Genomic DNA, 26,346 nt, shown 5'->3' on the forward strand with positions numbered 1-26,346 from the left:
ATTGTATTACTGTGTCGACTTCGGACGTAGACGTATGATCAGATCAACATGGGAAACCTCCATGCCTTCCGGCGGTTGTGGCAGGTTCTCGATGATAGGATGCCCATCATTGCTGTGGGGAATATCCATAACGCGATTTTCTCCTTCCAGATAAAAATGGTGGTGATCGGATGTGTTGGTATCAAACCAGGTTTTTGAACCTTCAAGTGCAATAATGCGCAAAAGACCGGCTTCGGTAAATTGGTGAAGCGTATTATAAACAGTGGCGAGTGATACCGGCACACGGGCATGGACTGCTTCTTCATGCAAATCTTCAGCCGAAATATGCCGATCACCTTGTGAAAAGATCATATTAGCCAATGACAAGCGTTGTCGTGTCGGTCTTAGGCCCGCTTCACGAAGCTTTGTTTCCAGCATTTTTTCCATTTTCTGCAAGATCGTCAACGTTTCCTGTTTTATCCAAGGCATTTATGAATATGTAACATGCGATGGCATAATTTTATTCAATACATTGTATGCGCGTTATGATCAAGAATTATAAAGTTTTGTGCCATTTGGGAGATAGAGAGTAATTTCTTTGGTGATTGCTATATATGATGGTTTTACTTGACAAAATAGTTTGTGCTAAGACTATGCGCAGGAAAGAGTTCGGTGGGGTTTGCCGGTACTTATTAATGCCGATGCCGTGGATGGAGTGATGATGGCACAACAAAAGTCAAGCTATAGTTACGAAGAATTGTTGGCCTGTGCGCGTGGCGAAATGTTCGGGCCCGGTAATGCGCAATTACCTGCCCCGCCAATGTTGATGGTCGACCGGATTACAGAGATTTCTGAAACCGGGGGCGAACATGGCAAGGGCATGATCCGCGCAGAGTATGATATTAACCCTGATTTATGGTTTTTTGCCTGTCACTTCTTGGGTGATCCGGTTATGCCGGGTTGTTTGGGGCTAGATGCTATGTGGCAGTTGACTGGTTTTTATCTTGGTTGGCTGGGTGAGCCGGGTAAGGGCCGCGCCCTTTCAACCGGTGAGGTCAAGTTTACAGGCATGGTAACACCGAAAACCAAACTGGTTGAATATGGCATTGATTTTAAACGTGTTATGCGCGGACGGTTGGTTCTGGGTATTGCAGATGGCTGGGTCAAGGCCGATGGTGAAACCATCTATAAAGCCAGTGATTTGCGTGTTGGTCTTTTCCAAGACAACTGATCATTGTGGTTTTTGCATAGAGATTGATGGACATGTAAGGAGAATATGATGCGTCGTGTCGTCATTACCGGTATGGGGATTGTTTCTTCGATCGGCAATAATGCGCAAGAGGTTCTCGCCAGTTTGCGTGAGGCAAAGTCGGGCATTACTTATGCACAAGAATATGCCGATTTGGGGTTCCGTTGTCAGGTTTTCGGTATGCCTGATATCGATATTGAGGCGTTGGTCGACCGTCGTGCCATGCGTTTCCACGGGCGTGGTACGGCATGGAACCATATTGCCATGGATCAGGCTATTGCTGATGCTGGACTGGATGAGGTTGATGTCTCGAATGAGCGTACTGGCATCATTATGGGGTCTGGCGGTCCGTCAACCCGTACGATTGTTGAAGCAGCCGATATTACGCGTGAAAAAGGTCCCAAACGTATCGGGCCTTTTGCTGTGCCGAAAGCAATGAGCTCGACGGCTTCAGCTACATTGGCCACGTTTTTCAAGATTAAGGGTATCAATTATACGATTTCTTCAGCCTGTGCGACATCCAACCATTGTATCGGCAATGCCTATGAGATGATTCAATATGGCAAGCAGGATCGTATGTTCGCAGGTGGCTGTGAAGATCTGGACTGGACCTTGTCGTCCTTGTTTGATGCTATGGGCGCTATGTCATCCAAATATAATGATACACCGGCCAAGGCCTCGCGTGCCTATGATGTTAATCGTGACGGTTTTGTTATTGCCGGTGGTGCTGGTGTACTGGTTCTGGAAGAGTTGGAAGTTGCCAAAGCACGTGGTGCCAAAATTTATGGCGAGATTATCGGTTATGGCGCCACATCGGATGGTCATGATATGGTCGCGCCGTCAGGCGAGGGCGCTGAGCGCTGTATGCGTATTGCTCTTGCTGGCGTCAAAGACAAGATTGATTATATCAATCCACATGCGACATCGACACCGGTTGGTGATCCGCCTGAGCTTGATGCTATCCGTCGCATTTTTGGTTCGGGTGACAAATGTCCGCCAATTTCGGCAACAAAATCGTTGACCGGACATTCGTTGGGTGCAGCAGGTGTTCAGGAAGCGATCTATACTTTGTTGATGATGAATAATGATTTTATCTGTGAAAGTGCTCATATAGAAGAACTTGATCCGGCTTTTGCTGATATGCCGATTGTGCGCAAACGTATGGATAATCAGAAATTGAATACAGTGCTTTCCAATACATTCGGTTTTGGTGGCACCAATGCAACGCTGGTTTTCCAGCGCTATAAATAATCAGGTGTTTTAAAACGGCACCACCATGTAATGGAGAAAAATATGGAAGGTTTGATGAAGGGCAAGCGCGGCCTGATTATGGGTGTCGCGAACGACCACTCCATCGCCTGGGGTATCGCTTGCCAGCTGAAACAGGCTGGGGCGGAACTCGCTTTTACCTATCAGGGAGAAGCTTTTGGCAAACGTGTGCAACCATTGGCAGAAAAGCTTGGTTCTAAGCTTTTGTTGGAATGTGATGTGGAAGATATCGCATCGGTTGACGCTGTTTTTGACCGGTTGAAAAAGGAATGGGGCACGATTGATTTTGTTGTCCATGCCATTGGTTTTTCTGACAAGTCGCAATTGAAGGGCCGTTATGCAGATGTAACAACGCGTGAGAATTTTTCACGTACGATGGTTATTTCGGCCTATTCCTTTACTGAAATTGCCCAGCGTGCCGAAAAGTTGATGCCCAATGGCGGTTCTATCTTGACATTGACCTATGGTGCCTCGCAGCAGGTTGTGCCCAACTACAATGTTATGGGAGTGGCCAAGGCGGCGTTGGAGGCAATGGTGAAATATCTGGCGGCTGACTATGGTCCGCAAAATATTCGCGTTAACGCCATATCGGCTGGTCCTATCCGTACACTGGCGGGTAATGGTATTGGTGCGGCACGGGCAATCTTCTCGTATCAGCGTCGTAATGCGCCCTTGCGCCGTACTGTCGATATTGATGAGATTGGTAAATCCGCTCTTTATCTTTTATCCGATCTTTCTTCTGGTGTGACTGGTGAAATCCATTATGTCGATTCAGGTTATAATGTCATGTCGATGCCGACACTGGATGAATTGAAACAGAGTGAAGAAGCGCGCGGCGAATAAGATGGCTGCATTGGCAATCTTATTGTTTTGTGTTTTGGCCGCGATTGCGGCCATTCATCTTTTCTGGGCTATAAAAGATGGAGATATGGTTCTACCGAAAGTAATACCGTTTGTTGACGGAAAGCCAGCTTTTATACCTTCACGTTCAGGAACAGCGCTGGTTGCCATCATACTTTTTTGTATGGCTGTTTTTGTTCTTGCACAGCAATTTTGTCGATCGTTGTTTTTTCCTGACTGGTTCTGGACTTTCGGTGGAACTTTCCTTGCCATGATTTTTATAGGACGGGCTATTGGCGAGTTTCGATTGGTCGGTTTTTATAAAAAAATCAGGGATAGCGAATTTGCCTATTATGACACGCGCTATTGGTCTCCGCTTTGTCTTGTCTTGGGTATTGGCATTTTATATCTCGCTTGCGCCTGATACGGGCGCGATAGCGCCGGTTATCGGGTCAGATCGGATGGGTTAATGGGTGTTATGATCATTTTTGCACGTAAATGATCTGATGCGAGTGCCGGCAGTGTGACGGTTTCATGTTTCAGGACCTGTAATGGATTGCCAAAAACATGAATAGCGCAAGTCTGCATCAGCGCGCGGCCTCGATGACTTTGAAGCCATTGGCTTCTTCCAGTGTTCTGATTTTACGGAAGTTGGTTTGTAAAATGCTCTCATAAGGAAGTTGACGATTGGCCACCATAACAAGATGGCCACCCGGTTTCAGTCTTTTGGCGGCGACCTCGATGAAACGTTGTCCTAAGGATATATCGCGGGCACGACCTTCATGAAAAGGCGGATTTGAAATAATGGTGTCATAGATTTCCGTAACCGGTTCGTATTTTAGATCATGCCAGTGGAAGGTCAAAGGTATCAAATCCGATTGGACATTGCGCTTTGCCATATCAAGTGCATGGAAGTCGGCTTCATAGAGGTCGAGTACTGCAAGTTTGGTTTTCTTCTTTAAAAGCTCATTGGCAAGATAGCCCCAACCGGTACCAAAGTCGGCGGTACGGCCAAAAATCTGTTTGTCGAGATGGGCAAGCAGCATGGCCGAACCTTGATCGATCTTCTGGAAGGAGAACATGCCCGGTTCTGTCTGGTAGTGTCCGTCAACTTTTTCACTTTTGATATAAAGTGAAGCAATATCTGGCTGTCTATCGGGAACATTCAGCCAGAAGCTTATACCATGGTTTTTAGATATTTTGTCTTCGACCAGTGTTATGTTTTGTACCCATTTCAAGAAGGACGCGACGCCAGAGGTCTTGTCTCCTTGAATGATGATTTTTCCACCATATTTGACCTGTTGCAGCAGATCAAGAAAACGGTTCTGGTTCTGTCCCTTGTGTTTGCAAAGTTCCAGCAGGGCGCCGTCATAGAACACTTTTGTGTCGGGAGGGGCCGGTTGGCATGTGAAACCGGCCTTTTGCAGTTTTAAAAAATCAGAACGCCATGGCTGGATTATGGTGAGTATGCTTTGCCAGCTTGTCTCAGGTACTTCATTCAAGCCCGATGCCAGCCACTTTTCATGTTCTGGAAAAGGGAGAATATCATATTTGAAAGGTAAAAAAACAGACATGGCAACACCGAATAAAAAGCCGCTCATAAGAGCGGCCTTCTTTGTTTCATGGATGAATGATCAGATCAATCGTCTTTCTTTTTACGGCGACGCTGTTTCTTTTCAGGGCGTTCACCCTGATCAGCATTATCGCTATTATCGGCATTTTCTGCTTTGGCCGACTCATCGCGTGGAATTTCCTGACCTGTTTCCTGATTGACGACTTTCATCGACAGGCGAACTTTGCCGCGTTCGTCAAAGCCCATCAGCTTGACCCATACTTTGTCGCCTTCCTTGACAACATCAGTTGTTTTGGCCACGCGTTCGGATGCCAGCTGCGAGATATGAACGAGACCGTCGCGGGGACCGAAGAAATTAACAAAGGCACCGAAATCGGCAGTCTTGACGACTGTTCCTTCATAGATTTCCCCAACTTCAGGCTCATCAACGATGGAGTGGATCCAACGTTTGGCAGCATCAATGGTTTTAACGTCACTTGAGGCGATCTTAACTGTACCATCATCTTCGATATTGATTTTGGCACCGGTCTGCTCAACAATTTCACGGATGATCTTGCCGCCTGAACCGATAACATCTCGGATTTTTTCAACCGGAATGCTCATCATTTCGATGCGTGGTGCAAATTCACCCAATTCGGCACGTGCGCCGGTAAGGGCTTTGGCCATTTCGCCAAGAATATGGACCCGGCCGCCTTTGGCCTGTTCCAAAGCGATTTTCATGATCTCTTCGGTGATGCCATCGATTTTGATGTCCATTTGCAGCGATGTGATACCGTTTTCTGTGCCGGCGACTTTGAAGTCCATATCACCTAAATGGTCTTCATCGCCCAAAATATCGGAAAGAACGGCAAAGCGTTCATCTTCTTTGATCAGCCCCATGGCAATACCGGCAACAGGACGGGCCAGCGGAACACCGGCATCCATCAGCGCCAGCGAAGTGCCGCATACGGTTGCCATTGAGGATGAACCATTTGATTCAGTGATTTCCGAAACTGTACGGATTGTATAGGGAAAGCTTTCCTTGCTTGGCAACATTGGATGAATGGCGCGCCATGCAAGCTTGCCATGACCGATTTCGCGGCGGCCGGGTGAGCCGATGCGGCCGGTTTCACCAACCGAGAAAGGAGGGAAGTTGTAATGTAACAGAAAGGTTTCTTTCTGCGTGCCGGTCAATGAATCGATGAATTGCTCATCTTCACCGGTGCCAAGTGTGGCAACTACGATTGCTTGTGTTTCACCGCGTGTGAATAATGCCGAACCATGGGTGCGTGGCAATACGCCGACTTCCGAAACAATCGGACGAACGGTTTTAAGATCACGGCCATCAATACGATTACCAGTATCCAAGATGTTCCAACGGACAATCTTGGCTTGTAAGTGTTTGAAGACTGTAGCGATCTGTTCAGGTGTATAGTCGCTATCCTTGCCTTCCGGCAGGAATTTCTCATTCACTTTGGCCTTAACGGCATCAACAGCTTCATAGCGTTTCTGTTTGTCGGTGATTGTATAGGCTTTGCGCAAGTCTTTTTCGGCCAGTTTGAGCATCTTGGCTTCAAGATCGGAAAGATCTTCGGCAGAAAAGTTACGTGGTTCTTTTGCGGCAACCTCGGCCAGCTTGATGATGGCGTCGATAACAGGTTGAAAGCCTTTATGGCCGAACATGACAGCGCCAAGCATGATGTCTTCATTTAGTTCTTGAGCTTCTGATTCCACCATCAAAACGGCATCATTGGTACCGGCAACAACAAGATCGAGTTTGGATTCAGGCATTTCATCAACATGTGGGTTCAGCACATATTTGCCATTGATATAGCCAACGCGCGCGCCGCCGATAGGGCCCATGAAAGGAACACCCGAAAGGGTAAGGGCAGCTGATGAGGCAATCATTGACAAAATGTCGGGATTGTTTTCCAGATCATGCTGCATCACTGTAATAATGACCTGTGTGTCGTTTTTGTAGCCATCGGCAAAAAGTGGACGGATTGGGCGGTCGATCAGGCGTGATACAAGGGTTTCATTTTCCGAGGGGCGGCCTTCGCGCTTGAAATAACCACCGGGAATTTTACCGGCGGCGTAGGTTTTTTCCTGATAATTAACAGTTAACGGAAAAAAGTCCTGACCCGGCTTTGGTTCTTTGGCAGAAACAACAGTTGCCAAGACAACGGTTTCGCCATAGGTGGCGAGCACAGCGCCATCGGCCTGACGGGCGATTTTACCTGTTTCTAATATAAGCGGGCGTCCTGCCCATTCGATTTCGACTTTATGGGTTTTAAACATATCTTGTCCTTATAGAGACACGTGACAACGCGTCATGTGTCTGTGTTTTCCATTCGTATCATGGGCAAGACAACAAGCCGTTTTTCTTTGGTTTAAAAGCGGCTGGCAATCCTGCCCCGTGATAGTTCCATACATCCCGGGAAAGACCGGAATCAAATTGGCGGATGTTATGCAACATCCGCCAATAAATTTTTTAACGACGCAGACCCAATTTGCTGATCAATGTCTGGTAACGACTTTCGTCAATGCCCTTGACATAGTCAAGAAGACGACGACGCTGCGAAACCAGTTTCAAAAGGCCACGGCGGGAATGATTGTCCTTTTTGTGGGTTTTGAAATGTTCGGTCAGATTGGCAATACGTTCGGAAAGAACGGCAACCTGCACTTCTGGAGAACCTGTGTCACCGGCTTTGGTTGCATATTCCTTGATCAACGCCTGTTTGCGTTCAGCAGTAATCGACATCGTATAATCCTTTCAAGAAAGAGAAAACGAAGACGCCCAAGGCCGGGATGTCGTCCAGCGAGGGCCATGAAAGACACAGTAAAGGCTCAAAGCCATACAGTGCTAATGCCGCATATATAGGATTTTGAATAGAAATACCAGTGTTTTTATCATCATGGCTATAAGATGCGAGCCGACAGGGTTCTACTTTTATCATTCAATTGCGGCTTTGATATTTCAAGATTCTAAGTCAAGACGCCGAGCAGGTGATAAGCGGCCATAATAGTGTGGCACCGCTTGCAGCTTTGAATAATGCTAGCTAAGGTTGTTTGATAGGACAGCTGCGATTAATCAGGAGGAAAAATGCAGCAGAAAAGTTCGACGCTTGCGCCTTTCCGCCATACGGCATTTCGCAATCTCTGGTCTGCAACTCTTGTTTCCAATCTTGGTGGTCTTGTCCAGGCTGTTGGCGCTGGCTGGTTAATGACCTCACTAACCACATCCCATTCTATGGTTGGTTTGGTACAAAGTGCAACAACAATGCCGATTGTCATTTTTTCATTGATGGCAGGTGCTTTGGCCGACAATTTTAATCGTCGTCGTATCATGATTTCTGCACAGGCTGCTATGATGGCTGTTTCTATCATTCTGGCCGCGTTGACCTATATGGGTATGATAACGCCGTGGTTATTATTGTTTTTTACTTTTTTGATCGGTTGTGGATCAGCGCTTTATAATCCGCCGTGGCAGGCAACCGTTGGTGATATTGTGCCGCGTGATGATATTGCTGCGGCTGTCACATTGAACAGTGTCGGCTTTAATTTGATGCGTTCTGTGGGGCCGGCCGCTGGTGGTGCTATTATTGCCGCATGGGGAGGGGCAGCGGCTTTTTTGGTCAATGCATGTAGTTATATTCCCCTGTTAGGGGCTTTGACCTTCTGGAAACCAGTTGAGAACAAAGGCAAGGCGCCTTTACCACGGGAGCGTTTGGTGGGCGCAATGTCGGATGGCTTGCGCTATGTTTTTATGTCGCCCAATTTGATCAACATTATGTTACGAGCGTTTCTATTTGGTATGGGCGCGGTTGTTGTTTTGGCCCTGCTTCCTATTGTGGCACGTGATATGTTGAACGGCGGTGCTCTGGCTTATGGTACTTTGCTTGGTATTTTCGGCATTGGTGCGATTATAGGCGGCATCATTAATGCACGGGTGAGAAAACGCTTTCGCAGTGAGACCATTATTGCCGGATCGTTCTTTGGTTTTGCCGTATCTTGCATTCTGGTGGCGTGGAGTAATTCAATTGTTTTTACTCATATTGTGTTGTTGCCTGCAGGCATATGTTGGGTTTTAGCTTTTTCGCTCTTTAATGTATCAGTCCAGCTTTCGACGCCGAGATGGGTTGTGGCGCGTGCTTTGGCGCTTTATCAAACTTCCAATTATGCAGGTATGGCTTTTGGAAGCTGGATATGGGGCATGTTGGCGGATAGTTATGATCCGCGCATTGCCTTTTTTATCTGTAGCGGCTTTTTGTTGTTTGGGGCACTTGCCGGTTTGAAAATTCCCATTCATGAAATTCCTACCCTTAATCTAGAACCGATCGACCAGTTTCGTGCACCGGAATTGCGCCTTGATTTGAAAGCACGTAGCGGGCCGATTATGATTATGATCGATTATGAGATTGATGAGCAGGATGTGCCGCTTTTTCTTGAATTGATGACTAAGAAAAGACGCTCACGTATACGCGATGGCGCACGTCATTGGAGCCTGATGCGAGACTTGGAAAAACCGGAGATTTGGACCGAAGCCTATCATATGCCGACATGGGTGGATTATCTTAGGCATAATTATCGTCGCATGAAGGGCGATAGCGCATTATTTGAGGAATTGCGCAAGTTGGATAAATCAAAAGAAGGTATACGCGTCCATCGTATGATCGAGCGTCAGGGTATCCCTCACGCACATGAAATGCCGCTTAAATCATATGATAAATAGGGCACATTAATAGCTGATCAAGCCGCCATCAACCGCATATTGGCTACCGGTGACAAAGGAAGAGTCGTCAGAAAGCAAAAAAAAGCGACGGCCGCGGCTTCATCGGCAGTGCCGATACGTCGTAATGATACCTGATCAATAACACTTTTTTCAAAGTCTTTTGCCACATCATCTGGCAGGAAAGAACGGAAATTGGTCTTGATCAGCCCCGGTACGATTGTATTGGCACGGATGTTTTTCGCCGCCAATGCATTGGCCCAGCTTCGAACCATGGCAATAACTGCTCCTTTGGTAGCGGCATAGCCGCTTGTTGCTGCTGCCCCTTCATAGGCTGAACTTGATGAGGTAACGACGATAGATGCACTATCATTGATATAGGCAAGCAGTTTTGCCAGTTGCAGCATCGGGCCACGCACATTGATCGACATCATCTTGTCAAAATCGGAAAGGTCGATTTGCTCGACTGTATCAAGTGCGGCGATTGCGGCATTAAACCAGATGCCGTCAAGCTTACCCCATCAAGCCACATATTGAGCCAGAATATCGCTATCTTCAGGATTGGCAGCGTCATTTTTTAAAATGATGCTGTTCTCCGGCAGTTCTTTTGCAAGTTTATCGATGCGCTCCTGATTCCGGCCAGTCAGCAAAACCTGTCCACCTTCACGGATAATGCGATAAGCACCGACCAGACCCATGCCACTGGAACTACCGGTAATCAGGACTTTTTTGTTCTTAAAGTGCATGGAATTTCCCTTTTGAACCGATAGTTTCCGATAACAAAGTTAGATGGTTTTAAGTTCTTTCAGCTTATTGGCTGCAGCATCCGCTTCGATATAGCTGTCGACAAGCCTGATAAATCCCTTTGCGGTCAAACCGCTAAGGCCGAAACAATTCACCGTCAGTTTGCCGGATTTGGCATTGTAATGGCTGCGATATTTCCAACCTGTTTTTTTACCTTCGTAGCTTTCGTCGATATAGAAGGTGATAAAAACATTGATATAGCGGACAATGTGGATTTCATATTCGTGAATGGCCGAGTAAGGCACTGGCTTGTCCAGTATCGATACGGCTAAGCCTTGTGGAGTCAGTGTCATGACCGGTTTTTTCAAGCCCAGCAGGCGCGGTATGGCGAGCAGCCATAAGAACAGGCCGAGAAATGCGATCACGCTCACCGTTACAGCTTCTGACGTTGCCAGTTTTTGATAGTTGGCGATAATGTCGTGGTTTTTGTTATGATCGCTTATGATAAACCACCACAAAGCAATAAGAGCGGTCCCGCCCATCAGCATCATGATCGGTACCACAACCCGGCTATCGCGGATCGAGCGTGTTTTTCTCAATTTTTGTGCCGTGATTTGTAATGCGGCAACGTCTTCGTGATTCTGAGTGACGTTCATTTTAAATTTTATGAATATCTGTTACTGCGTGAAAACGCGTTTTGGTTTGAATTGGCCTTTTTCAATAAAGCCGAGGGCTAGCAATTTACCTTTTGATGTAACGCAGACCTCGTCTTCGTCGATCGGGGCATTATTGCCGCGAAAGAGTACAGGATTGCCCATTCGCACACGGTGGGCCTGCTCGTCGGACAGCGGGTATTGCGGCAGACATTCAAGTGCTGCACCGGTTTCAATCACCAAGCTGTCAATGTGCGAAAAATCACGCTTGGGCCAGATACCGTTTTCATCTGCTTCACCCTTTGGAGGCGCGGCTTCTTCCAGTTCCTGCAAAGTGATAAAATCATCCTGGCTGAAAGGGGCGACTTCGATACGGCGCAAATCGGCAATATGTCCGTAACAGCCAAGTTCACGCCCCATATCGCGCGCCAGCGAGCGGACATAAGTGCCTTTGCCGCATTCAATCTCAAAAGTGGTGGCATCTTCTGTCATGCCGACGATAGTCAGCACGTCGATCTCAACTTCGCGGGCAGGGATTTCAACGGTTTCACCATCGCGTGCCAGATCATAAGCACGGTTTCCATCAATCTTGATGGCGGAAAATTGCGGTGGAATCTGCATGATTACACCAGTAAATTGCGGCAATAGTGCTTCGATATCGGTGCGTTGAGGGCGTTTATCGGATTGCTTGGTAACATCGCCTTCTAGATCGTCGGTAGTACGTTCTTCACCCCATGCAACTGTAAACTGGTAGACTTTGGTGCCTTCCATGACATAGGGTACGGTTTTCGTGGCTTCACCCAATGCAATGGGCAGCATGCCAGAAGCCAGCGGATCAAGTGTTCCGGCGTGTCCTGCCTTTTCGGCATTGAACAGCCATTTTATCTTCGAGACGGCATCGGTTGACCCCATACCCTTGGGTTTGTCAAGAATGACCCAGCCGGAAACGGGCCGACCTTTTCTTTTACGTTGTCGAGCCATGGCCTATTCCTTGTTTTCGTCTTCATCGTGATGGTGTAGATCACGGGCAACTTCCGGTGAGCGTAAAAGCGCATCGATTTTGGAAAAATTATCAAAACTGGTATCGAGTCGGAAGCGAAACTGAGGCATATATTTCATCTGCCGCAGTTCATGGCTGACTTCACCACGGATAAAACGGGCATGATTGGCCAAAGCTTTAACAACAGCCTCACCATCAACATTCCCTAGAGGTGCAATGTAGCAGGTAGCGATTTTCAGATCCGGTGACATGCGGACTTCTGATACTGAAACGACTGTGCGGCTTAGTAATTCGTCATTCAGATTGCCACGGGTCAGCATAGTGGCAAGTGCGTGGCGTACCTGTTCACCCACACGTAATTGTCTCTGGGACGGGCCGGAGCTTTTCATCGATAAACCTCGTGTAAATATCGGGAAAGCGGAGAAGCAATCTCCGCTTTTTGATTACAGCGAGCGGCTGATATGCTCGACGCGGAAGGCTTCGATCGTATCACCGGCGCGGATATCTTCGTAATTTTCAAATGCCATGCCACATTCCTGACTGACCTGTACTTCGTTGACTTCGTCCTTGAAGCGTTTGAGGGTCTTGAGCTTGCCTTCGTGGATAACGACATTATCGCGGATGAGGCGTACACCGGCACCGCGTTCCATTTTGCCTTCGGTCACACGGCAACCGGCAACCTTGCCGACCTTGGTGATATTGAAGACTTCGAGGATTTCTGCGTTACCGAGGAAGGTTTCACGACGTTCTGGCGACAACATGCCAGACATGGCTGCTTTTACATCATCAACCAGATCGTAGATGATATTGTAATAGCGTATTTCAATGCCCTGAACTTCGGCAGCCTGTCTTGCCTGTGTATTAGCACGTACGTTAAAGCCAATAATGGCTGCGTTTGAGGCCTCTGCCAAGGAGACATCGCTTTCAGTAATGCCGCCAGCACCTGAATGGACAATGCGGGCACGTACTTCATCGGTGCCAAGCTTGTCGAGAGCGGCCACAATGGCTTCGATCGAGCCTTGAACGTCCCCTTTGATGACAAGCGGAAACTCTTTGACGCCGGTTGTCTGGAGCTGGTTCATCATCTGCTCGAGTGAGCCACGTGAACCGGCCTGACGGGCGACAGCTTTTTCACGGGTCAGGCGTTGACGGTAGCTGGCAATTTCGCGGGCCTGTGCCTCATTTGTAACAACGGCAAAACGGTCGCCGGCTTGTGGTGTGCCTTGCATACCGAGAATTTCAACCGGCATGGAAGGGCCAGCTTCTTTTAGATGGTCGCCGTGGTCATTAATTAAGGCGCGTACCCGCCCCCATTGATCCCCTGCCACGATAATATCAGAAGGATGCAAGGTGCCTTTTTGTACCAGTACAGTTGCAACCGAACCGCGACCACGATCAAGCTGGGCTTCGATAACGACGCCTTCGGCAGTACGGTCAGGATCGGCTTTAAGGTCAAGTACTTCGGCTTGTAACAGAATGGTTTCAAGCAACTTGTCCAGATTTTGTCCGGTTTTAGCCGAAACTTCAACTTCCAGTACATCGCCGCCCATGCTTTCGACAAAAACTTCATGCTGGAGAAGCTCGGTGCGTACTTTTTGTGCGTCGGCTGCTGGCTTGTCGATTTTGTTGATGGCTACAATGATTGGAACACCAGCCGCTTTGGCATGGTTGATTGATTCAATTGTTTGCGGCATGACGCTGTCGTCGGCGGCAACCACCAGAACGGCGATATCCGTTGCTTGTGCGCCGCGTGCGCGCATTGCAGTAAAAGCGGCGTGGCCAGGTGTATCGATAAAGGTAATTTTCTGGCCGTTTTGTTCAACTTGATAGGCCCCGATATGCTGGGTAATGCCACCGGCTTCACCGGATACAACATTGGCTTTGCGGATGGCATCAAGCAAAGAGGTTTTACCATGGTCGACGTGACCCATAATGGTGACAACCGGCGGACGCGATACCATCTTACTTTCATCGTCGGCCATATTGAAGATGCCTTCTTCAACATCCGATTCGGCTACGCGCTTGACGGTATGGCCGAATTCTTCGGCAATCAGTTGCGCCATATCGGCATCAATCACATCGCCGGGTTTCATCATGCTACCTTGTTTCATCAAGTACTTGATGACATCGACGGCACGTTCGGCCATACGCTGTGCCAGTTCCTGAATCGTAATGGTTTCAGGCAGTACGACTTCACGCGTGATTTTTTCGCGTGGTTCTTGTGCATTGAGCGAGCGTTTGAATTTTTCCTGACGACGGCGCATAGCTGCCATAGAACGTCCGCGTGCATTGCCGTCATCATCAAGCGCACTGGAAAGTGTTAGCTTGCCGCGGCGGCGTTCGTCAGCCCCTTTGACGACTTTAGGTGCGCGTACTTCTGCTTTAGGTGCGGCACTTCCGCGCTTGGCGCCACGACGTTCATCGTCATCCTCTTCATCTTCCTTACGCTTGCCGGCCGGCACTGCAACACGTGGCTTGGCAGCCGTCGGCTTTTCCACCGGAATATCGGCTGGTGAGACGATGATGTTTTCTTCGGTTTTAGCTTTGGGCTGGCTTGTTGCCTTTTTATCTGCCAGAAGGGCTTTTTCTTCACGTTCCTTGGCACGCAAAACTTCTTCTTCGGCTCGGCGTTGGGCATCAATTTCGGCCTGTACACGCTCTTCTTCGGCCCGCACCTTGGCTTCTTCCAGTGCGCGTGCGCGTGCTTCCATTTCAGCAGATGACAGGTTGGCATGGATTATATTATCTGCCGGTGGCGGTGTTTCGACATGCTGTTTGGCATGGGGCGCCACATGCGGTTTTGTGACCGGCTGTGTCTCAGTGCGTTCATCTGGACGTGTAATTTTGCGGCGCTTGGTTTCAACGACAACCGCCTTGGTGCGACCGTGGCTGAAATTCTGCTTGATCGTGCTGGTTTCAACGCCGGAACGTTTCAAGGTCAGCGTTTTCTTTACCGGCGCGTTTTCGTTGTTGTCAGTCATTACGTTTCCTTCACAAGCCTTATCAGGCTCTACCATCTATTTCCGGTATTCTACCAGATTTGTTCATTCATCGCGATAGCGCTGCAATCTGCGCGCTTTTGTGATGAAACTTTGCGATGCCGCACCTTTTAATACGGCTGCATGTATCACATGATTTTCACCAAAAGCCAAACTCAATTCATCGCCGGTTAAAAGTGTGTATACCGGCACGTCATCCAATCCTTGCTGTTTGGCTGCATGAATGGCTTGTGCAATTTTGCGCATACCATCTTCAGCAGCCTGTTTTTCATGCAGCACCATTGCTGCTTCACCTCTGCGTATCGCTGCATCGACTTTCGATGCACCGGTAATAACATGACCGGCTTTGCGTGTCATGGACAGACTCCCCATAACATCTTTGACCAAAAGCTGGTCTGTTAGATCTGCCAAATCGGCGTCAACCTGCACGTCCGCTTTGAGACTGCGCACAAAAGCTTTTCGCTTGATAGCCTCTTCAACAGTTTTGCGCGACACTTTCACCCATGCCCCGCGACCGGGTAGATTACCCCGGATATCAGGAATGAGCGTACCTTGTGGATCTGCTACAAAACGGATCAGATCTTCATTCGATCCGCTTAGACGCGTCACAATACAGGTACGATCATTCATATTGCCTATTACCTTACTGCGCGGCAACCTCGGTTGTTGCTTCAGCTTCGGCTGCCTCACGATCAAGGTCTTCCTGTGTGATCCAGCCAGCTTTCAAGCGGGCGGCGACAACCATGTTTTCAGCATCGGCGCGGCTAACATCAAAAGATGAAAAGACACCCTCAAAGGTTTTTGTTTCGCCGTCTTTGCGCTCACGCCAACCGACAAGATCATCAACTGCATAACCTGCAAAATCTTCGATTGTCTTGACACCATCTTCACCAACAGCAACCAGCATGGCTGTCGTGACGCCCGGGAGATCACGTAATTCATCGGTAACGCCGAGTTTTTTACGTTTGTCATCAAGCTCGCCTTCTATACGTTCGAGATATTCACGCGCACGGGTTTGGATTTCGGTCGCGGTATCTTCATCAAAGCCTTCAATTGATGCGATTTCATTAAGTTCAACATAGGCGATTTCTTCAATCGATGCGAAACCTTCGGAGGCCAGAACTTGGCCAACCATTTCATCGACATCAAGTGCTTGCATGAACAGTTTGGTACGTTCGGTAAACTCTTTCTGACGGTTTTCCGATTCTTCCTGCTCTGTTAGAATATCAATATCCCAACCCGTCAGCTGAGAGGCAAGGCGTACATTCTGGCCGCGACGGCCGATAGCAAGCGAGAGCTGTTCATCCGGAACAACGACTTCGATACGTTCGGCTTCTTCATCAAGCACAACCTTGGCTACTTCTGCTGGTTGTAATGCATTGACAATAAAGCTTGCTGCATCGGGTGACCACGGAATGATATCGATTTTTTCACCCTGCAATTCACCGACAACAGCTTGAACACGGCTGCCGCGCATACCAACGCAGGCACCGACCGGATCAATCGAGCCATCACGTGAAACAACGGCAATTTTGGCGCGAGAACCCGGATCGCGAGCAACCGATTTGATTTCAATGATACCGTCGTAGATTTCCGGTACTTCCATGGTGAAAAGCTTGGCCATGAATTGCGGATGGGTACGTGAGAGGAAAATTTGCGGGCCGCGTTGTTCACGACGTACATCATAGACATAAGCACGGATACGGTCGCCGTAACGGAAAGCTTCGCGCGGGATCAGTTCGTCACGGCGTACAATTGCTTCACCACGACCAAGATCAACGATGACATTGCCATATTCAACGCGCTTGACGGTGCCGGAAATGATTTCACCAACGCGGTCTTTGAATTCCTCAAATTGATGATCGCGTTCGGCTTCACGTACCTTTTGTACGATAACTTGTTTGGCAGACTGTGCGGCGATACGACCAAAATCCATCGGCGGTAGAGGCTCGCTTAAAAATTCGCCAAGAACCGCATCGCTTTTTTTAGCCTGTGCGTCTTTAAGGCTGATTTGTGTAACAAAGTCTTCAACTGTGTCGACAACTTCCAGCAGGCGTTGCAATTTGATCTCGCCGGATTTCGAATTGATGTCGGCGCGGATATTGGTCTCTTGTCCATAACGCGAGCGGGCCGCTTTCTGGATCGCATCTGCCATGGCGGCAATCACGATTTCACGGTCAATCGACTTTTCACGTGCGACGGCATCTGCAATTTGCAGAAGTTCAAGCCTGTTAGCACTTACAGCCATCGAATTATCTCCTTTAAAAGGGTGTTATTCAAACACCTTATGGCAAATTATTTCTTTTGTTTTATCGGTTTGTCACTCTGTTCAGCTGTTTTATCAGCATCTAGATTGTCATCAGGAATAAGCTGCTGACGCAGCGCTTTATCCTTTTTCAAGGCATCGCGAATAAGCTCATCGGTTAAAACAAGTCGGGCATCGCTGATTTCACAAAAAGGAATGCGCACACTAAGCGCTTCGCCGTAAGCGGCCTTGTCGGTATTGAGTGTAAAACCTTCACTGTCGACATCGGCAATTGTACCACGAAATTTGCGCCGTCCATCAATCTGGATATGTGTTTCAACCTTGGCAATATGATCTTGCCAATGAGAGAAGTCCGATTTGCGTGTTAAAGGGCGGTCAATGCCGGGGGAAGATATTTCAAGATGATATTTTTTTTCGATTACATCTTCGACATCCAAAATTGGAGAGACCGTTCTGCTGACCAGCTCGCAATCTTCAATAGTCATCGTGCCATCGGCACGTTCTGCCATGATTTGTAGTGTCAGACCGTTTAGGCCAGACAGACGTACCCGCACTAGACGGAAACCCAGAGGCTTGAGAACCGGTGCGATGAGATGGGCAACGCGCGCATCAACCCCTGTTTCTTCAAACAGGCGCGGTTCGTCTAAATCAATAATCTTCAGTTCTTCGCTCATAAGCCTCTTTTGGTAATAAAAAAGAGCGGGTCCTTGCGGCCCACCCTTCATCATAAGATCAAGAATTTCTTCCTGTATATACCAATTATGCAGTATGATCAAGTGCGATCATTTATTGTCTGATAAAGGTCAGATAGGCAGGGGTGCGGCCTTCCCGTTTGGCTTTGGCTTCGTAGCGGGTGCCGGGCCACGCCTCATAGGGGGTGTGCCAATCGGCGGCACTTTCGGCTTGCCAGATAAAATCCTTGTGTCGGTCACAATGAAGCAATGTCCAATTGATATAGGTATCGATATCGCTGGCGAAACGAAAAAGTGCTTTGCTTTTTAAAACACGGGCGAAGCGATCAAGGTTTTTATCCGATACAAAGCGGCGTTTCCAATGTTTCTTTTTCGGCCATGGGTCGGGGTAGAAAAGATCGATGCCGTCCAAAGATGCATCTGGCAACCAATCGAGCAGGCGGGTTGCATCATCATCATAAAGGCGTAGATGAGCTTGGCGGGCAGGATATTTTTCCAGACCGGCAAGCATTTTGGCCATGCCGTTGATAAATGGCTCGACACCGATAAAGCCGACATTAGGAAAACGAGCGGCTTCATGTAGGAGGTGTTCGCCGCCGCCAAAACCGATTTCCAGCCGTACGGTCTTGACGGGTTGCTGAAAAAGCATTGCAAGATCGGTAGGGGCTGTGCAGGAAAGATCGATTTTTAACTGTGGCAATAGGGATTGTGCACGTTCAACCTGCCCTTCACGCAGCGGTTTGCCGTGACGGCGGCCGAAGAAAGCTTCGCTCGCTCTCGTTTTATGCGGTTCCATGGCGCTTAAATCATCATCTTTTAAGGGCTGCCTTGAGCGGCTTGACCAAGTCGGTCTTTTCCCACGAGAAAGAACCATCACGACCGGGTTTGCGGCCAAAATGGCCATAGGCTGAAGTCTTGGCATAGATTGGCTTATTAAGGTCGAGATGTTTGCGAATGCCACTTGGAGATAGATCCATGACCTGACGTAGAGCGGCCTCGACAGCATCCTCGCTGACCTTGCCGGTACCATGCAGATCGACATAGATCGAAAGTGGCTGGGCAACGCCGATAGCATAGGAAATCTGGATCGTACAGCGGTCGGCCAATTCGGCTGCCACGACATTCTTGGCCAGATAGCGTGCTGCATAAGCGGCGGAACGGTCGACTTTGGTTGTATCCTTGCCGGAAAAAGCACCGCCACCGTGTGGCGCTGCTCCGCCATAGGTGTCGACAATGATTTTGCGGCCTGTAAGGCCAGCGTCACCATCTGGCCCGCCAATGACGAATTTGCCAGTTGGGTTGATATACCAATTACATTTATCAGCAATCTTGAGATCGCCCAGTGCTTGGCGGATATAAGGTTCGACAACAGAGCGGACTTTTTTAGAATCCCAGCTCGGGTCAAGATGCTGGGTTGAAAGTACGATTGAGGTGGCCTCATAAGGTTTGCCGTCGACATAACGTACAGTGACCTGACTTTTGGCATCAGGGCCGAGTTTTCCCGCTTCACCTTCGTCAAGGTGGCGGGCGATGGCAAGACGTTCGAGAATTTTATGTGCGTAATAGATCGGAGCAGGCATCAGATCGGGGGTTTCACGGCAGGCATAGCCGAACATGATACCCTGATCGCCGGCTCCTTCTTCGCCTTGTCGATCGGCCGCATTGTCAACACCTTGTGCTATATCCGCTGATTGGGAATGAAGCAGGACATCGATTTTGGCTGTTTTCCAGTGAAAGCCGTCCTGTTCATAGCCGATGGCTTTGATGGCTCGGCGGGCTGCCGCACGGAACCGCGATGGATTGATCAGCGGATGGCCGTTTTTATCATAGATCAATTTGCCGTTTTTGTCCTTTTTCAGCAGTGTATCGGGAACGCGTACTTCACCGGCAATGACCACGCGATTGGTGGTGGCGAGTGTCTCACAGGCAATGCGCACGCCCCATGGGTCAACGCCGGTTTTACGGGCTTCTCTATAGATCATATCGACGATTTCATCGGAAATACGGTCGCAGACTTTGTCGGGATGGCCTTCGGATACAGATTCACTAGTGAAAAGGTAGGATTGACGTAACACGGGAAACCCCTCTTGAAGAAATATGCATTGCATAAAAAAATCCAAGCAACTATTTGCCAAGATTAAGCGAGAAGGTCAATCTATGTTTGATTGTCAAACTTAAATGTGAGCAAAAAAGCCGATTTATGGTGTGTTATTTTGTTCGTCCGATAAGGCTTTGGCCAGATCGATAATCTTACGGCGTACTTTGGGGTCACGGATATTGGTAAAGGCACGTATCAGCTGCATCCCTTCGGAACTGGTACAAAAATCCATAAAACTAGTATCGATTTCTGAAAATCCCTCGCCGTTTTTGGGGCCCGGAGCATCATCAAAGAAATAGGTAACCGGCACATTCATAATTTCGGCAATGGCCTGTAGGCGTCCAGCGCCGACACGATTGGTGCCTTTTTCATATTTTTGGATTTGCTGGAATGTAATGCCCAGTTGTTCGCCAAGTTTTTCCTGGCTTATGCGCAGTATATTGCGGCGTAAGCGGATTCGGCTACCGACATAGATATCAATCGGATCGGGTTTTTTCTTGTTCTGGTCAGGCATTCTTCTTCTCTTCGAGGGTAAGCCACATTCATTGTTTCGGCAGGATCTGCCGATAAAGATTTGAAAATGGTCGAGCAGGTTCCAATAGTTGCAAATTGGTGAGGGTATAACATCCCATCATCAGGATATTGTCAATTCAAGACAAAGGGGTGCGCCGCCGATTTCGAATAGAGGCAATAAGGAAAATCGAAATAAGGATAAAAGGAGGCAGATTGAGATATTTATTGTTCCATATCGGTACAGTGGCGCTTGGAATATCGACATCGATAATGCCTATTTGATCGAGTGGCATGGAGTCGATGATTTGCCCATAGGGATCGACAACGGCAGAAATTCCGTTATTGGCTGCACGGATAAGGGGCAATCCTGTTTCAACCGCACGCAGTCTTGCTTGCTGGAAATGCTGGGCGGGGCCGGGTGTGTTGCCGAACCATGCGTCGTTTGTCACATTGATGATAAAATCGGCTTTTTCTCCGGTATAATCCATTTCATCGGGGAAAATGGCCTCATAGCAAATGAGCGGCAAGAATTGGTATTTATGGGGAAGGGCAACGCTGTGTCGCATTTTTCCGGCCTCATAGCCGCCATCGGTTTCAGCAATAGCTGTAAGGCCGAGTTTGCGGAAAAGATCGCCAAAAGGGAGATATTCGCCGAAAGGCACCAGATGTCTTTTATCGGCATGGGCAATAATCTGGCCATCAGCGCCAAGAAGTTCGATTGAATTATAAAAGTGGTCTTTATTGTCTTTTTGTTCAAGGCGTACAGTACCCATAATGGCAATCTGTTCAGGCGTTAGCATGCGGGCGATTCGGTGACGTACTTGTTCAACATAGCTTAGAACATAGGGAACAGAAGTTTCGGGCCAGATAATAATGTCTGGTGGCAGAGAAGGGTCAAGAGGTGGCTGACTGCTTAACCCGATCAATTTTTCCAATGTATTAACACGGGTTTGTATATCAATTTTATCTGTTTGCGGAATGGATGGTTGGATGATACGCGCCCGTAAAATGGGCACAGTATTGTGCGGGGCGATGGCATTGAGGCGGTATAATCCAAATCCGAGATGAAGTGTGATCAGCAGGGTTGCAAAAATACTGGCGGTTCGGGCGGTTCTTTCAATCAGAAAGAACAAGAAGGAGGCGTAGCACAAGAGTACCAAAATATTCATGCCATAAAGGGTTATAAGGGCCGCTGACTGCATGGAAAGAGGGGTCGGCATGGCCATATATGCCGGCGTGTTCCATGGAAAACCGGTAAATAGATGGCCGCGTAGCCATTCACAAAGGCCGAAACATGCAGCAAAGATAAAAAAACGGTAGGGTCCCGAGCGCCATAAGCAGGAACAAAGAAAAGCGGCCAACGCCCAATAAAGTGCCAAAAAAGCCGGTAATCCTAATGAGGCAAAAGGAATAGCCCATGCATAGGCATCAGGATCAACCAGCATGGCATTGCCCAGCCACCAGAGGCCGGCAACAAAATAGCCAAAACCGAAAAACCAGCCGATCATTATGCTGACACGAAGCCGGCTTTTGACAGCTTGTTGGCGATAGCTGCCATCCAAGAGTAGAATAAAAACAGGAATGGTCAGGAAAGGTATGAACCACAGGTTCAGCGGTTCAAGTCCGAGTGCTGTCAGACTGCCGCTTAACCACGCGAAAAAATATCGTTTCCATCCGCAAAGGGAAGTCAGAAAATCGGCCGGACGGGAGAGCGGGGCAGTATGCAGCACGTGCTTGCTCTACTCGTGGGAAGCGGTGTTGTCATCCGCTATATCGGGATCTTCAATGATCTTGGAGATACGCACCCGTTTGATACGGCGCTTGTCGGCTTCAAGAATACGGAAGCGATAGCCCGCAACAGCCTCGACAATTTCGCCGCGTCCGGGGATTCGATCAAGGACAGATACAATCAATCCGCCGACCGTATCGACATCCTCGCCGTGTTCATCCACCGTGAAAGTGCCGCCAATAGCCTCTTCCAAATCGTCAAGCTCGGCACGGGCATCAACCAGCCAGCTTTCGTCGGGTTCCTTGACTATCATGATGTCGTCATTGTCATGTTCGTCTTCAATATCGCCGACAACAAGCTCGACAATATCTTCCATAGAGGCAAGCCCGTCTGTACCACCGTATTCATCAATAACCAAAGCCATTTGGGTACGGGTGGTTTGCATACGGGTCAGCAATTGGGCAGCAGGCATTGAACCGGGAACAAAGAGCACGGTGCGGATCAAATTGAGCTCTGCCATCGTCTTGTTGAGATCGACCGGCGTAAGATCAAGTTTTTTACGTCCGCGTGCAGCGCGGGCTGTGCGTGTAATATAGTTTAGCACATCGCGAATGTGGATCATGCCGCGAGGGTCATCAAGTGATTCGGCGTAGACCGGCAGCCGTGAATGGCCGGACTGTTCAAAAAGGGCTAGTACTTGTGCCAATGGCATATTGAGCTCAATAGCCTCAATTTCTGAACGCGGAATCATGACATCGTCAACACGTGCCTCGCGCAGGCGCAAAATATTGTTGAGCATGGTCCGTTCTTCCGGTGAGAAGACGGTGTTGTCGTCTCCTTCTTCGGATAAGGCTTCATGTAGATCCTCACGCAATGTGGAATTATTGCGCGAACGTAAAAACGGGAAAAAGCTTGTCAGACGTGACTTCTTTTCATGAGATTGGGATCGATGACTACTCGGTGCATCTGCATCGTTTTTGTCTTCGGCGACAGGTGTATTTTGTTTTTCAGCCATGGCTCATCTGTTCAATTTTCAATTTATAGCGATACAGCATAAGGGTCGGGTATGGCAAGTGAGCGCAAAATATCACGCTCGAGCCTTTCCATCATTTCGGCCTCTTCCTCTTCGATATGGTCATAGCCGAGCAAGTGGAGCAATCCATGAACAACAAGATGTATCAAATGGGCTTCAAAAGTCTTATTTTCTGCCTCAGCCTCCTGCCGTACGATTTCATAGGCAATAATAATGTCACCCAATAAGGGACCGGGCTTGTCACCAGCTGCAATATCAAAGGCAGGAAATGATAACACATTGGTTGCTTTCAGCTGGCTACGCCATTGCCCATTCAGGGTACGTATTTCATTGTCATCGGTGAGTACGATGCTCAATTCGCTATTGATAGTCTCAAAGGCAAGGTGTTTGAGGGTGGCATAGACAGAGTCATGGATAATCTGTTCAAGCCGATCCGGCTGTTCCCACAATACACTGTTATATAATATGTCGATGTCAATCATCGTTTTCTTCATGGATTTTGCGTTTGGCGGCGTCTTTATCATAAGCGCCGACAATGGCGGCGACAAGTGGATGGCGCACAACATCTTTTTCGCTAAAGCGTACGGTAATGATCGGATCAACCTTGTCGAGAATACGCAAGGCTTCTACCAACCCCGATTTTTGGCCTGCCGGCAGATCAATCTGGCTAGGGTCTCCGGTCACGATCATCCGTGCACCTTCGCCCAGACGGGTTAGAAACATTTTCATCTGCATGGAGGTTGTATTTTGTGCCTCATCCAGAATGATGGCCGAATGGGCCAGTGTACGGCCGCGCATGAACGCAAGCGGAGCGATTTCGATAACACCGGCAGCGAGACCGCGTTCGACCTTTTCGGCTGGCATCATGTCATAAAGCGCATCGTACAGAGGACGTAGATAGGGATCGACTTTTTCCTTCATGTCACCGGGCAGAAACCCCAGTCTTTCACCGGCTTCAACGGCCGGGCGCGACAAAATGATCCGTTCAACCAGACCACGTTCTAATAATTGTGCAGCATAGGCAACGGCTAGATAGGTTTTGCCGGTTCCTGCCGGGCCGACACCGAAAACAAGTTCGGCGCGTTCAAAAGCACGGATATAGGCATCCTGTGTCTGGGTGCGGGCATAGATGGTTTTCTTACGGGTGGAAATACGCGCTGCTAATATTTTAGCGGATGGTTGCTCCATGGTCGGTAATTCCATCTGTCCTTCATGGGTGTTGGCCATACTGATGGCGCCGTCCGTATCTGACAGGGAAGGGCTATGACCGTTGCGTACCAACTCATAAAGAAGATCAAGGACTTGGCGTGCCTGCTCTGTCAGATGCGCTTCGCCACGAATTGAAACTTCGTTTCCTTGAGCGCGGATGTCGACGCCGAGTTTCTGTTCGATACGGGCCAGATTTTCATCAAAGGGGCCAAAAATTGTACTGGCTTCATGATTATTGTTAAAAGATAGGACAATATAGTTGATGTCGGAGGCACCGGTTTTTGCAATGGTGCAGCCTGAATCGGTTTGAGAACGGGACTTGGATTTAGACGGCTTCCCCTGAATGGCGCTCAATGCGTGCTCCCCATTATGCATGTGCCTCATGTTTCAATATAGATTGATTTGAGGGAACGTCCAGTGTTTCGGCTAAAAGAGAATTGGATGAAGCATCTGTTATGCGGACATCAATCATATTGCCGACGGCTTGATCACTTTCCACGACAACCGGCAAAAGCCAAGGCGATCGGCCGATCATCTGGCCGTCATGGCGGCCTGGTTTTTCAAGCAATATATCGGTTGTTACACCGATCTTTGAATTCAGAAAGGCATGTTGCTGATCAAGAATAAGGCTTTGCAAACGTTGCAGACGTTCGTCTTTGATCTTTTCATCGATGTGATTTTTCATTTCGGCCCCCGGTGTTCCCGGGCGGGGTGAATATTTGAATGAATAGGCGGTTGAATAGCCGACGGTTTCAATCAAACGGATGGTATCTTCAAAATCCTGATCGCTTTCGCCGGGAAAACCGACAATAAAATCACCAGAAAAGGCAATGTCGGGACGTGCATGACGGATTTTATCAATCAGACGTAGATAATCCTGTGCTGTATGCTGCCGGTTCATGGTTTTGAGAATAGTGTCAGAACCGGATTGGACTGGAAGATGCAAATAGGGCATCAACTGTGGTAGATTGCGGTGGGCCTCGATAAGGGCGTCATCCATATCGCGGGGATGGCTGGTCATATAGCGCAGCCGTTTCAAATCCTTGATTTCGGCAAGGCGGAATAATAATTCACCCAGACCGCAATCACGTCCTTTTTCATCAACACCGTGCCATGCATTGACATTCTGTCCCAATAGGCTCAGTTCACGCACGCCAGCAGAAACCAGTGTTTGTGCCTCGGCGATAATCCGGTCGATCGGGCGTGATATTTCGGCGCCGCGTGTATAGGGAACAACGCAGAATGTACAAAATTTATCGCAGCCTTCTTGAACAGTCAGAAAAGCACTGACGCCACGTTTGGCTGTTGTCTTGTTGGATGGTGCAGGCAAATGGTCGAATTTGTCTTCGACGGCATAATCGGTTTCGACAACTTTCTGTCCTTGTTTGACTTTTGCCAATAGTTCCGGCAGGCGATGATATGTTTGCGGGCCGACAACCAGATCAACGGCTTTTTCGCGGCGTAGGATTTCATTGCCTTCGGCCTGGGCAACACATCCGGTCACACCGATAGTCAAAGGTTTTGACGGATCACGCTGTTGACGCATGACGCGCAGACGGCCAAGATCGGAATAGAGTTTTTCAGCCGCTTTTTCACGGATATGGCAGGTATTGACCAGAATGAGATCGGCATCATCGGGTGTATTGGTTTCAATATAGCCGTCTTTTTCCAGACTGTCGCTCATGCGCTGGCTGTCATAGACATTCATTTGGCAGCCGTAGGTCTTGATAAAGACTTTGGCTTGCGGCTTTGTTTTGGATGTATCGTTCTGGCTCATGCGGGCGCTTCTACA

General features: G+C 48.5%; 24 protein-coding genes and 1 pseudogene. 5 read left to right on the plus strand and 20 right to left on the minus strand.

The window, feature by feature from the left end; all coding sequences use genetic code 11:
• Nucleotides 1-6: 6 nt before the first annotated feature.
• Nucleotides 7-417, minus strand: coding sequence for an iron response transcriptional regulator IrrA (gene irrA, locus ACYZ97_RS00130; RefSeq protein ID WP_473299275.1), 411 nt, complete (start codon nucleotides 415-417; stop codon nucleotides 7-9).
• A 283-nt stretch (nucleotides 418-700) separates the two neighbouring features.
• Between irrA and fabA the strand changes: the two genes are divergently transcribed.
• From fabA to ACYZ97_RS00150, 4 genes are read left to right on the plus strand one after another with little or no spacing between them, the layout of a single operon-like run.
• Complete coding sequence (fabA, locus tag ACYZ97_RS00135) at nucleotides 701-1,210, plus strand: 3-hydroxyacyl-[acyl-carrier-protein] dehydratase FabA (RefSeq protein ID WP_473300711.1); 510 nt, start codon at nucleotides 701-703, stop codon at nucleotides 1,208-1,210.
• A gap of 48 nt (nucleotides 1,211-1,258) precedes the next feature.
• Nucleotides 1,259-2,479 carry a beta-ketoacyl-ACP synthase I gene (fabB, locus tag ACYZ97_RS00140; protein ID WP_473300712.1) on the plus strand — a complete coding sequence of 407 codons (1,221 nt, stop codon included), beginning with the start codon at nucleotides 1,259-1,261 and terminating at the stop codon, nucleotides 2,477-2,479.
• Between the two features lie 42 nt (nucleotides 2,480-2,521).
• Nucleotides 2,522-3,340 carry an enoyl-ACP reductase FabI gene (gene fabI / locus ACYZ97_RS00145; RefSeq protein ID WP_473299276.1) on the plus strand — a complete coding sequence of 273 codons (819 nt, stop codon included), beginning with the start codon at nucleotides 2,522-2,524 and terminating at the stop codon, nucleotides 3,338-3,340.
• Nucleotide 3,341: 1 nt separating this feature from the next.
• Nucleotides 3,342-3,761 carry a DUF3995 domain-containing protein gene (locus ACYZ97_RS00150; RefSeq protein ID WP_473299278.1) on the plus strand — a complete coding sequence of 140 codons (420 nt, stop codon included), beginning with the start codon at nucleotides 3,342-3,344 and terminating at the stop codon, nucleotides 3,759-3,761.
• A gap of 163 nt (nucleotides 3,762-3,924) precedes the next feature.
• On the opposite strand, the gene ACYZ97_RS00155 is transcribed toward ACYZ97_RS00150, so the two are convergent.
• The 3 genes from ACYZ97_RS00155 to rpsO all read right to left on the minus strand — a co-directional run bounded on the left by ACYZ97_RS00155 (nucleotide 3,925) and on the right by rpsO (nucleotide 7,650).
• Nucleotides 3,925-4,911 (minus strand): class I SAM-dependent methyltransferase, encoded by a 987-nt coding sequence (locus tag ACYZ97_RS00155; RefSeq protein ID WP_473300713.1) that lies wholly within the window; start codon nucleotides 4,909-4,911, stop codon nucleotides 3,925-3,927.
• A gap of 65 nt (nucleotides 4,912-4,976) precedes the next feature.
• On the minus strand, nucleotides 4,977-7,187 hold the full coding sequence (pnp, locus tag ACYZ97_RS00160) for a polyribonucleotide nucleotidyltransferase (RefSeq protein ID WP_473299280.1): 2,211 nt from the start codon (nucleotides 7,185-7,187) through the stop codon (nucleotides 4,977-4,979).
• Nucleotides 7,188-7,380: 193 nt separating this feature from the next.
• Entirely contained in the window at nucleotides 7,381-7,650 is a 270-nt protein-coding gene (gene rpsO, locus ACYZ97_RS00165) for a 30S ribosomal protein S15 (protein ID WP_473299282.1), read from the minus strand.
• Between the two features lie 342 nt (nucleotides 7,651-7,992).
• Between rpsO and ACYZ97_RS00170 the strand changes: the two genes are divergently transcribed.
• Nucleotides 7,993-9,621, plus strand: a complete 1,629-nt coding sequence (locus tag ACYZ97_RS00170; protein WP_473299283.1) for an MFS transporter — start codon at nucleotides 7,993-7,995, stop codon at nucleotides 9,619-9,621.
• Between the two features lie 17 nt (nucleotides 9,622-9,638).
• On the opposite strand, the pseudogene ACYZ97_RS00175 reads toward ACYZ97_RS00170, so the two are convergent.
• The 16 genes and pseudogenes from ACYZ97_RS00175 to miaB all read right to left on the minus strand — a co-directional run bounded on the left by ACYZ97_RS00175 (nucleotide 9,639) and on the right by miaB (nucleotide 26,331).
• Nucleotides 9,639-10,364, minus strand: a pseudogene (locus tag ACYZ97_RS00175) (SDR family NAD(P)-dependent oxidoreductase).
• Nucleotides 10,365-10,403: 39 nt separating this feature from the next.
• Nucleotides 10,404-11,018 (minus strand): hypothetical protein, encoded by a 615-nt coding sequence (locus tag ACYZ97_RS00180; RefSeq protein WP_473299285.1) that lies wholly within the window; start codon nucleotides 11,016-11,018, stop codon nucleotides 10,404-10,406.
• Between the two features lie 21 nt (nucleotides 11,019-11,039).
• Complete coding sequence (gene truB, locus ACYZ97_RS00185; RefSeq protein ID WP_473299286.1) at nucleotides 11,040-11,996, minus strand: tRNA pseudouridine(55) synthase TruB; 957 nt, start codon at nucleotides 11,994-11,996, stop codon at nucleotides 11,040-11,042.
• Nucleotides 11,997-11,999: 3 nt separating this feature from the next.
• Nucleotides 12,000-12,404: a 30S ribosome-binding factor RbfA gene (rbfA, locus tag ACYZ97_RS00190; RefSeq protein WP_473299288.1), complete on the minus strand. Its 405-nt coding sequence runs from the start codon at nucleotides 12,402-12,404 to the stop codon at nucleotides 12,000-12,002.
• A gap of 54 nt (nucleotides 12,405-12,458) precedes the next feature.
• Entirely contained in the window at nucleotides 12,459-14,996 is a 2,538-nt protein-coding gene (infB, locus tag ACYZ97_RS00195) for a translation initiation factor IF-2 (RefSeq protein ID WP_473299289.1), read from the minus strand.
• Nucleotides 14,997-15,059: 63 nt separating this feature from the next.
• Complete coding sequence (locus ACYZ97_RS00200; protein WP_473299291.1) at nucleotides 15,060-15,644, minus strand: RNA-binding protein; 585 nt, start codon at nucleotides 15,642-15,644, stop codon at nucleotides 15,060-15,062.
• A 13-nt stretch (nucleotides 15,645-15,657) separates the two neighbouring features.
• Entirely contained in the window at nucleotides 15,658-17,262 is a 1,605-nt protein-coding gene (gene nusA, locus ACYZ97_RS00205) for a transcription termination factor NusA (RefSeq protein WP_473299293.1), read from the minus strand.
• Nucleotides 17,263-17,309: 47 nt separating this feature from the next.
• The gene (gene rimP / locus ACYZ97_RS00210; RefSeq protein ID WP_473299295.1) at nucleotides 17,310-17,954 is read right to left on the minus strand and encodes a ribosome maturation factor RimP; all 645 of its coding nucleotides are present in this window, start codon (nucleotides 17,952-17,954) and stop codon (nucleotides 17,310-17,312) included.
• A 112-nt stretch (nucleotides 17,955-18,066) separates the two neighbouring features.
• A complete protein-coding gene (trmB, locus tag ACYZ97_RS00215; RefSeq protein WP_473299296.1) occupies nucleotides 18,067-18,768 on the minus strand; it encodes a tRNA (guanine(46)-N(7))-methyltransferase TrmB in 702 nt (233 codons plus the stop codon).
• Between the two features lie 13 nt (nucleotides 18,769-18,781).
• Nucleotides 18,782-20,047, minus strand: coding sequence for a methionine adenosyltransferase (metK, locus tag ACYZ97_RS00220; protein WP_473299298.1), 1,266 nt, complete (start codon nucleotides 20,045-20,047; stop codon nucleotides 18,782-18,784).
• Nucleotides 20,048-20,170: 123 nt separating this feature from the next.
• A complete protein-coding gene (locus tag ACYZ97_RS00225) occupies nucleotides 20,171-20,584 on the minus strand; it encodes a helix-turn-helix domain-containing protein (protein WP_473299300.1) in 414 nt (137 codons plus the stop codon).
• Nucleotides 20,585-20,720: 136 nt separating this feature from the next.
• Nucleotides 20,721-22,313: an apolipoprotein N-acyltransferase gene (lnt, locus tag ACYZ97_RS00230; RefSeq protein ID WP_473299301.1), complete on the minus strand. Its 1,593-nt coding sequence runs from the start codon at nucleotides 22,311-22,313 to the stop codon at nucleotides 20,721-20,723.
• Nucleotides 22,314-22,322: 9 nt separating this feature from the next.
• A complete protein-coding gene (locus ACYZ97_RS00235; RefSeq protein WP_473299303.1) occupies nucleotides 22,323-23,327 on the minus strand; it encodes a hemolysin family protein in 1,005 nt (334 codons plus the stop codon).
• Between the two features lie 23 nt (nucleotides 23,328-23,350).
• Nucleotides 23,351-23,839, minus strand: a complete 489-nt coding sequence (gene ybeY / locus ACYZ97_RS00240) for an rRNA maturation RNase YbeY (RefSeq protein ID WP_473299305.1) — start codon at nucleotides 23,837-23,839, stop codon at nucleotides 23,351-23,353.
• Nucleotides 23,820-24,929 carry a PhoH family protein gene (locus tag ACYZ97_RS00245; protein WP_473299306.1) on the minus strand — a complete coding sequence of 370 codons (1,110 nt, stop codon included), beginning with the start codon at nucleotides 24,927-24,929 and terminating at the stop codon, nucleotides 23,820-23,822. The genes ybeY and ACYZ97_RS00245 overlap by 20 nt, the downstream gene beginning before the upstream one ends.
• Nucleotides 24,922-26,331 carry a tRNA (N6-isopentenyl adenosine(37)-C2)-methylthiotransferase MiaB gene (miaB, locus tag ACYZ97_RS00250; protein WP_473299308.1) on the minus strand — a complete coding sequence of 470 codons (1,410 nt, stop codon included), beginning with the start codon at nucleotides 26,329-26,331 and terminating at the stop codon, nucleotides 24,922-24,924. The genes ACYZ97_RS00245 and miaB overlap by 8 nt, the downstream gene beginning before the upstream one ends.
• Nucleotides 26,332-26,346 lie beyond the last annotated feature (15 nt).

This window comes from Bartonella sp. bp_1 (assembly GCF_055808085.1).

What these genes read in the sequence shown, in the direction of transcription:
- irrA (WP_473299275.1), bottom strand. Translation starts at nt 417, where the DNA reads ATGCTGGAAACAAAGCTTCGTGAAGCGGGCCTAAGACCGACACGACAA.
- fabA (WP_473300711.1), top strand. Translation starts at nt 701, where the DNA reads ATGGCACAACAAAAGTCAAGCTATAGTTACGAAGAATTGTTGGCCTGT.
- fabB (WP_473300712.1), top strand. Translation starts at nt 1,259, where the DNA reads ATGCGTCGTGTCGTCATTACCGGTATGGGGATTGTTTCTTCGATCGGC.
- fabI (WP_473299276.1), top strand. Translation starts at nt 2,522, where the DNA reads ATGGAAGGTTTGATGAAGGGCAAGCGCGGCCTGATTATGGGTGTCGCG.
- ACYZ97_RS00150 (WP_473299278.1), top strand. Translation starts at nt 3,342, where the DNA reads ATGGCTGCATTGGCAATCTTATTGTTTTGTGTTTTGGCCGCGATTGCG.
- ACYZ97_RS00155 (WP_473300713.1), bottom strand. Translation starts at nt 4,911, where the DNA reads ATGTCTGTTTTTTTACCTTTCAAATATGATATTCTCCCTTTTCCAGAA.
- pnp (WP_473299280.1), bottom strand. Translation starts at nt 7,187, where the DNA reads ATGTTTAAAACCCATAAAGTCGAAATCGAATGGGCAGGACGCCCGCTT.
- rpsO (WP_473299282.1), bottom strand. Translation starts at nt 7,650, where the DNA reads ATGTCGATTACTGCTGAACGCAAACAGGCGTTGATCAAGGAATATGCA.
- ACYZ97_RS00170 (WP_473299283.1), top strand. Translation starts at nt 7,993, where the DNA reads ATGCAGCAGAAAAGTTCGACGCTTGCGCCTTTCCGCCATACGGCATTT.
- ACYZ97_RS00180 (WP_473299285.1), bottom strand. Translation starts at nt 11,018, where the DNA reads ATGAACGTCACTCAGAATCACGAAGACGTTGCCGCATTACAAATCACG.
- truB (WP_473299286.1), bottom strand. Translation starts at nt 11,996, where the DNA reads ATGGCTCGACAACGTAAAAGAAAAGGTCGGCCCGTTTCCGGCTGGGTC.
- rbfA (WP_473299288.1), bottom strand. Translation starts at nt 12,404, where the DNA reads ATGAAAAGCTCCGGCCCGTCCCAGAGACAATTACGTGTGGGTGAACAG.
- infB (WP_473299289.1), bottom strand. Translation starts at nt 14,996, where the DNA reads ATGACTGACAACAACGAAAACGCGCCGGTAAAGAAAACGCTGACCTTG.
- ACYZ97_RS00200 (WP_473299291.1), bottom strand. Translation starts at nt 15,644, where the DNA reads ATGAATGATCGTACCTGTATTGTGACGCGTCTAAGCGGATCGAATGAA.
- nusA (WP_473299293.1), bottom strand. Translation starts at nt 17,262, where the DNA reads ATGGCTGTAAGTGCTAACAGGCTTGAACTTCTGCAAATTGCAGATGCC.
- rimP (WP_473299295.1), bottom strand. Translation starts at nt 17,954, where the DNA reads ATGAGCGAAGAACTGAAGATTATTGATTTAGACGAACCGCGCCTGTTT.
- trmB (WP_473299296.1), bottom strand. Translation starts at nt 18,768, where the DNA reads ATGGAACCGCATAAAACGAGAGCGAGCGAAGCTTTCTTCGGCCGCCGT.
- ACYZ97_RS00225 (WP_473299300.1), bottom strand. Translation starts at nt 20,584, where the DNA reads ATGCCTGACCAGAACAAGAAAAAACCCGATCCGATTGATATCTATGTC.
- ACYZ97_RS00235 (WP_473299303.1), bottom strand. Translation starts at nt 23,327, where the DNA reads ATGGCTGAAAAACAAAATACACCTGTCGCCGAAGACAAAAACGATGCA.
- ybeY (WP_473299305.1), bottom strand. Translation starts at nt 23,839, where the DNA reads ATGAAGAAAACGATGATTGACATCGACATATTATATAACAGTGTATTG.
- ACYZ97_RS00245 (WP_473299306.1), bottom strand. Translation starts at nt 24,929, where the DNA reads ATGCATAATGGGGAGCACGCATTGAGCGCCATTCAGGGGAAGCCGTCT.
- miaB (WP_473299308.1), bottom strand. Translation starts at nt 26,331, where the DNA reads ATGAGCCAGAACGATACATCCAAAACAAAGCCGCAAGCCAAAGTCTTT.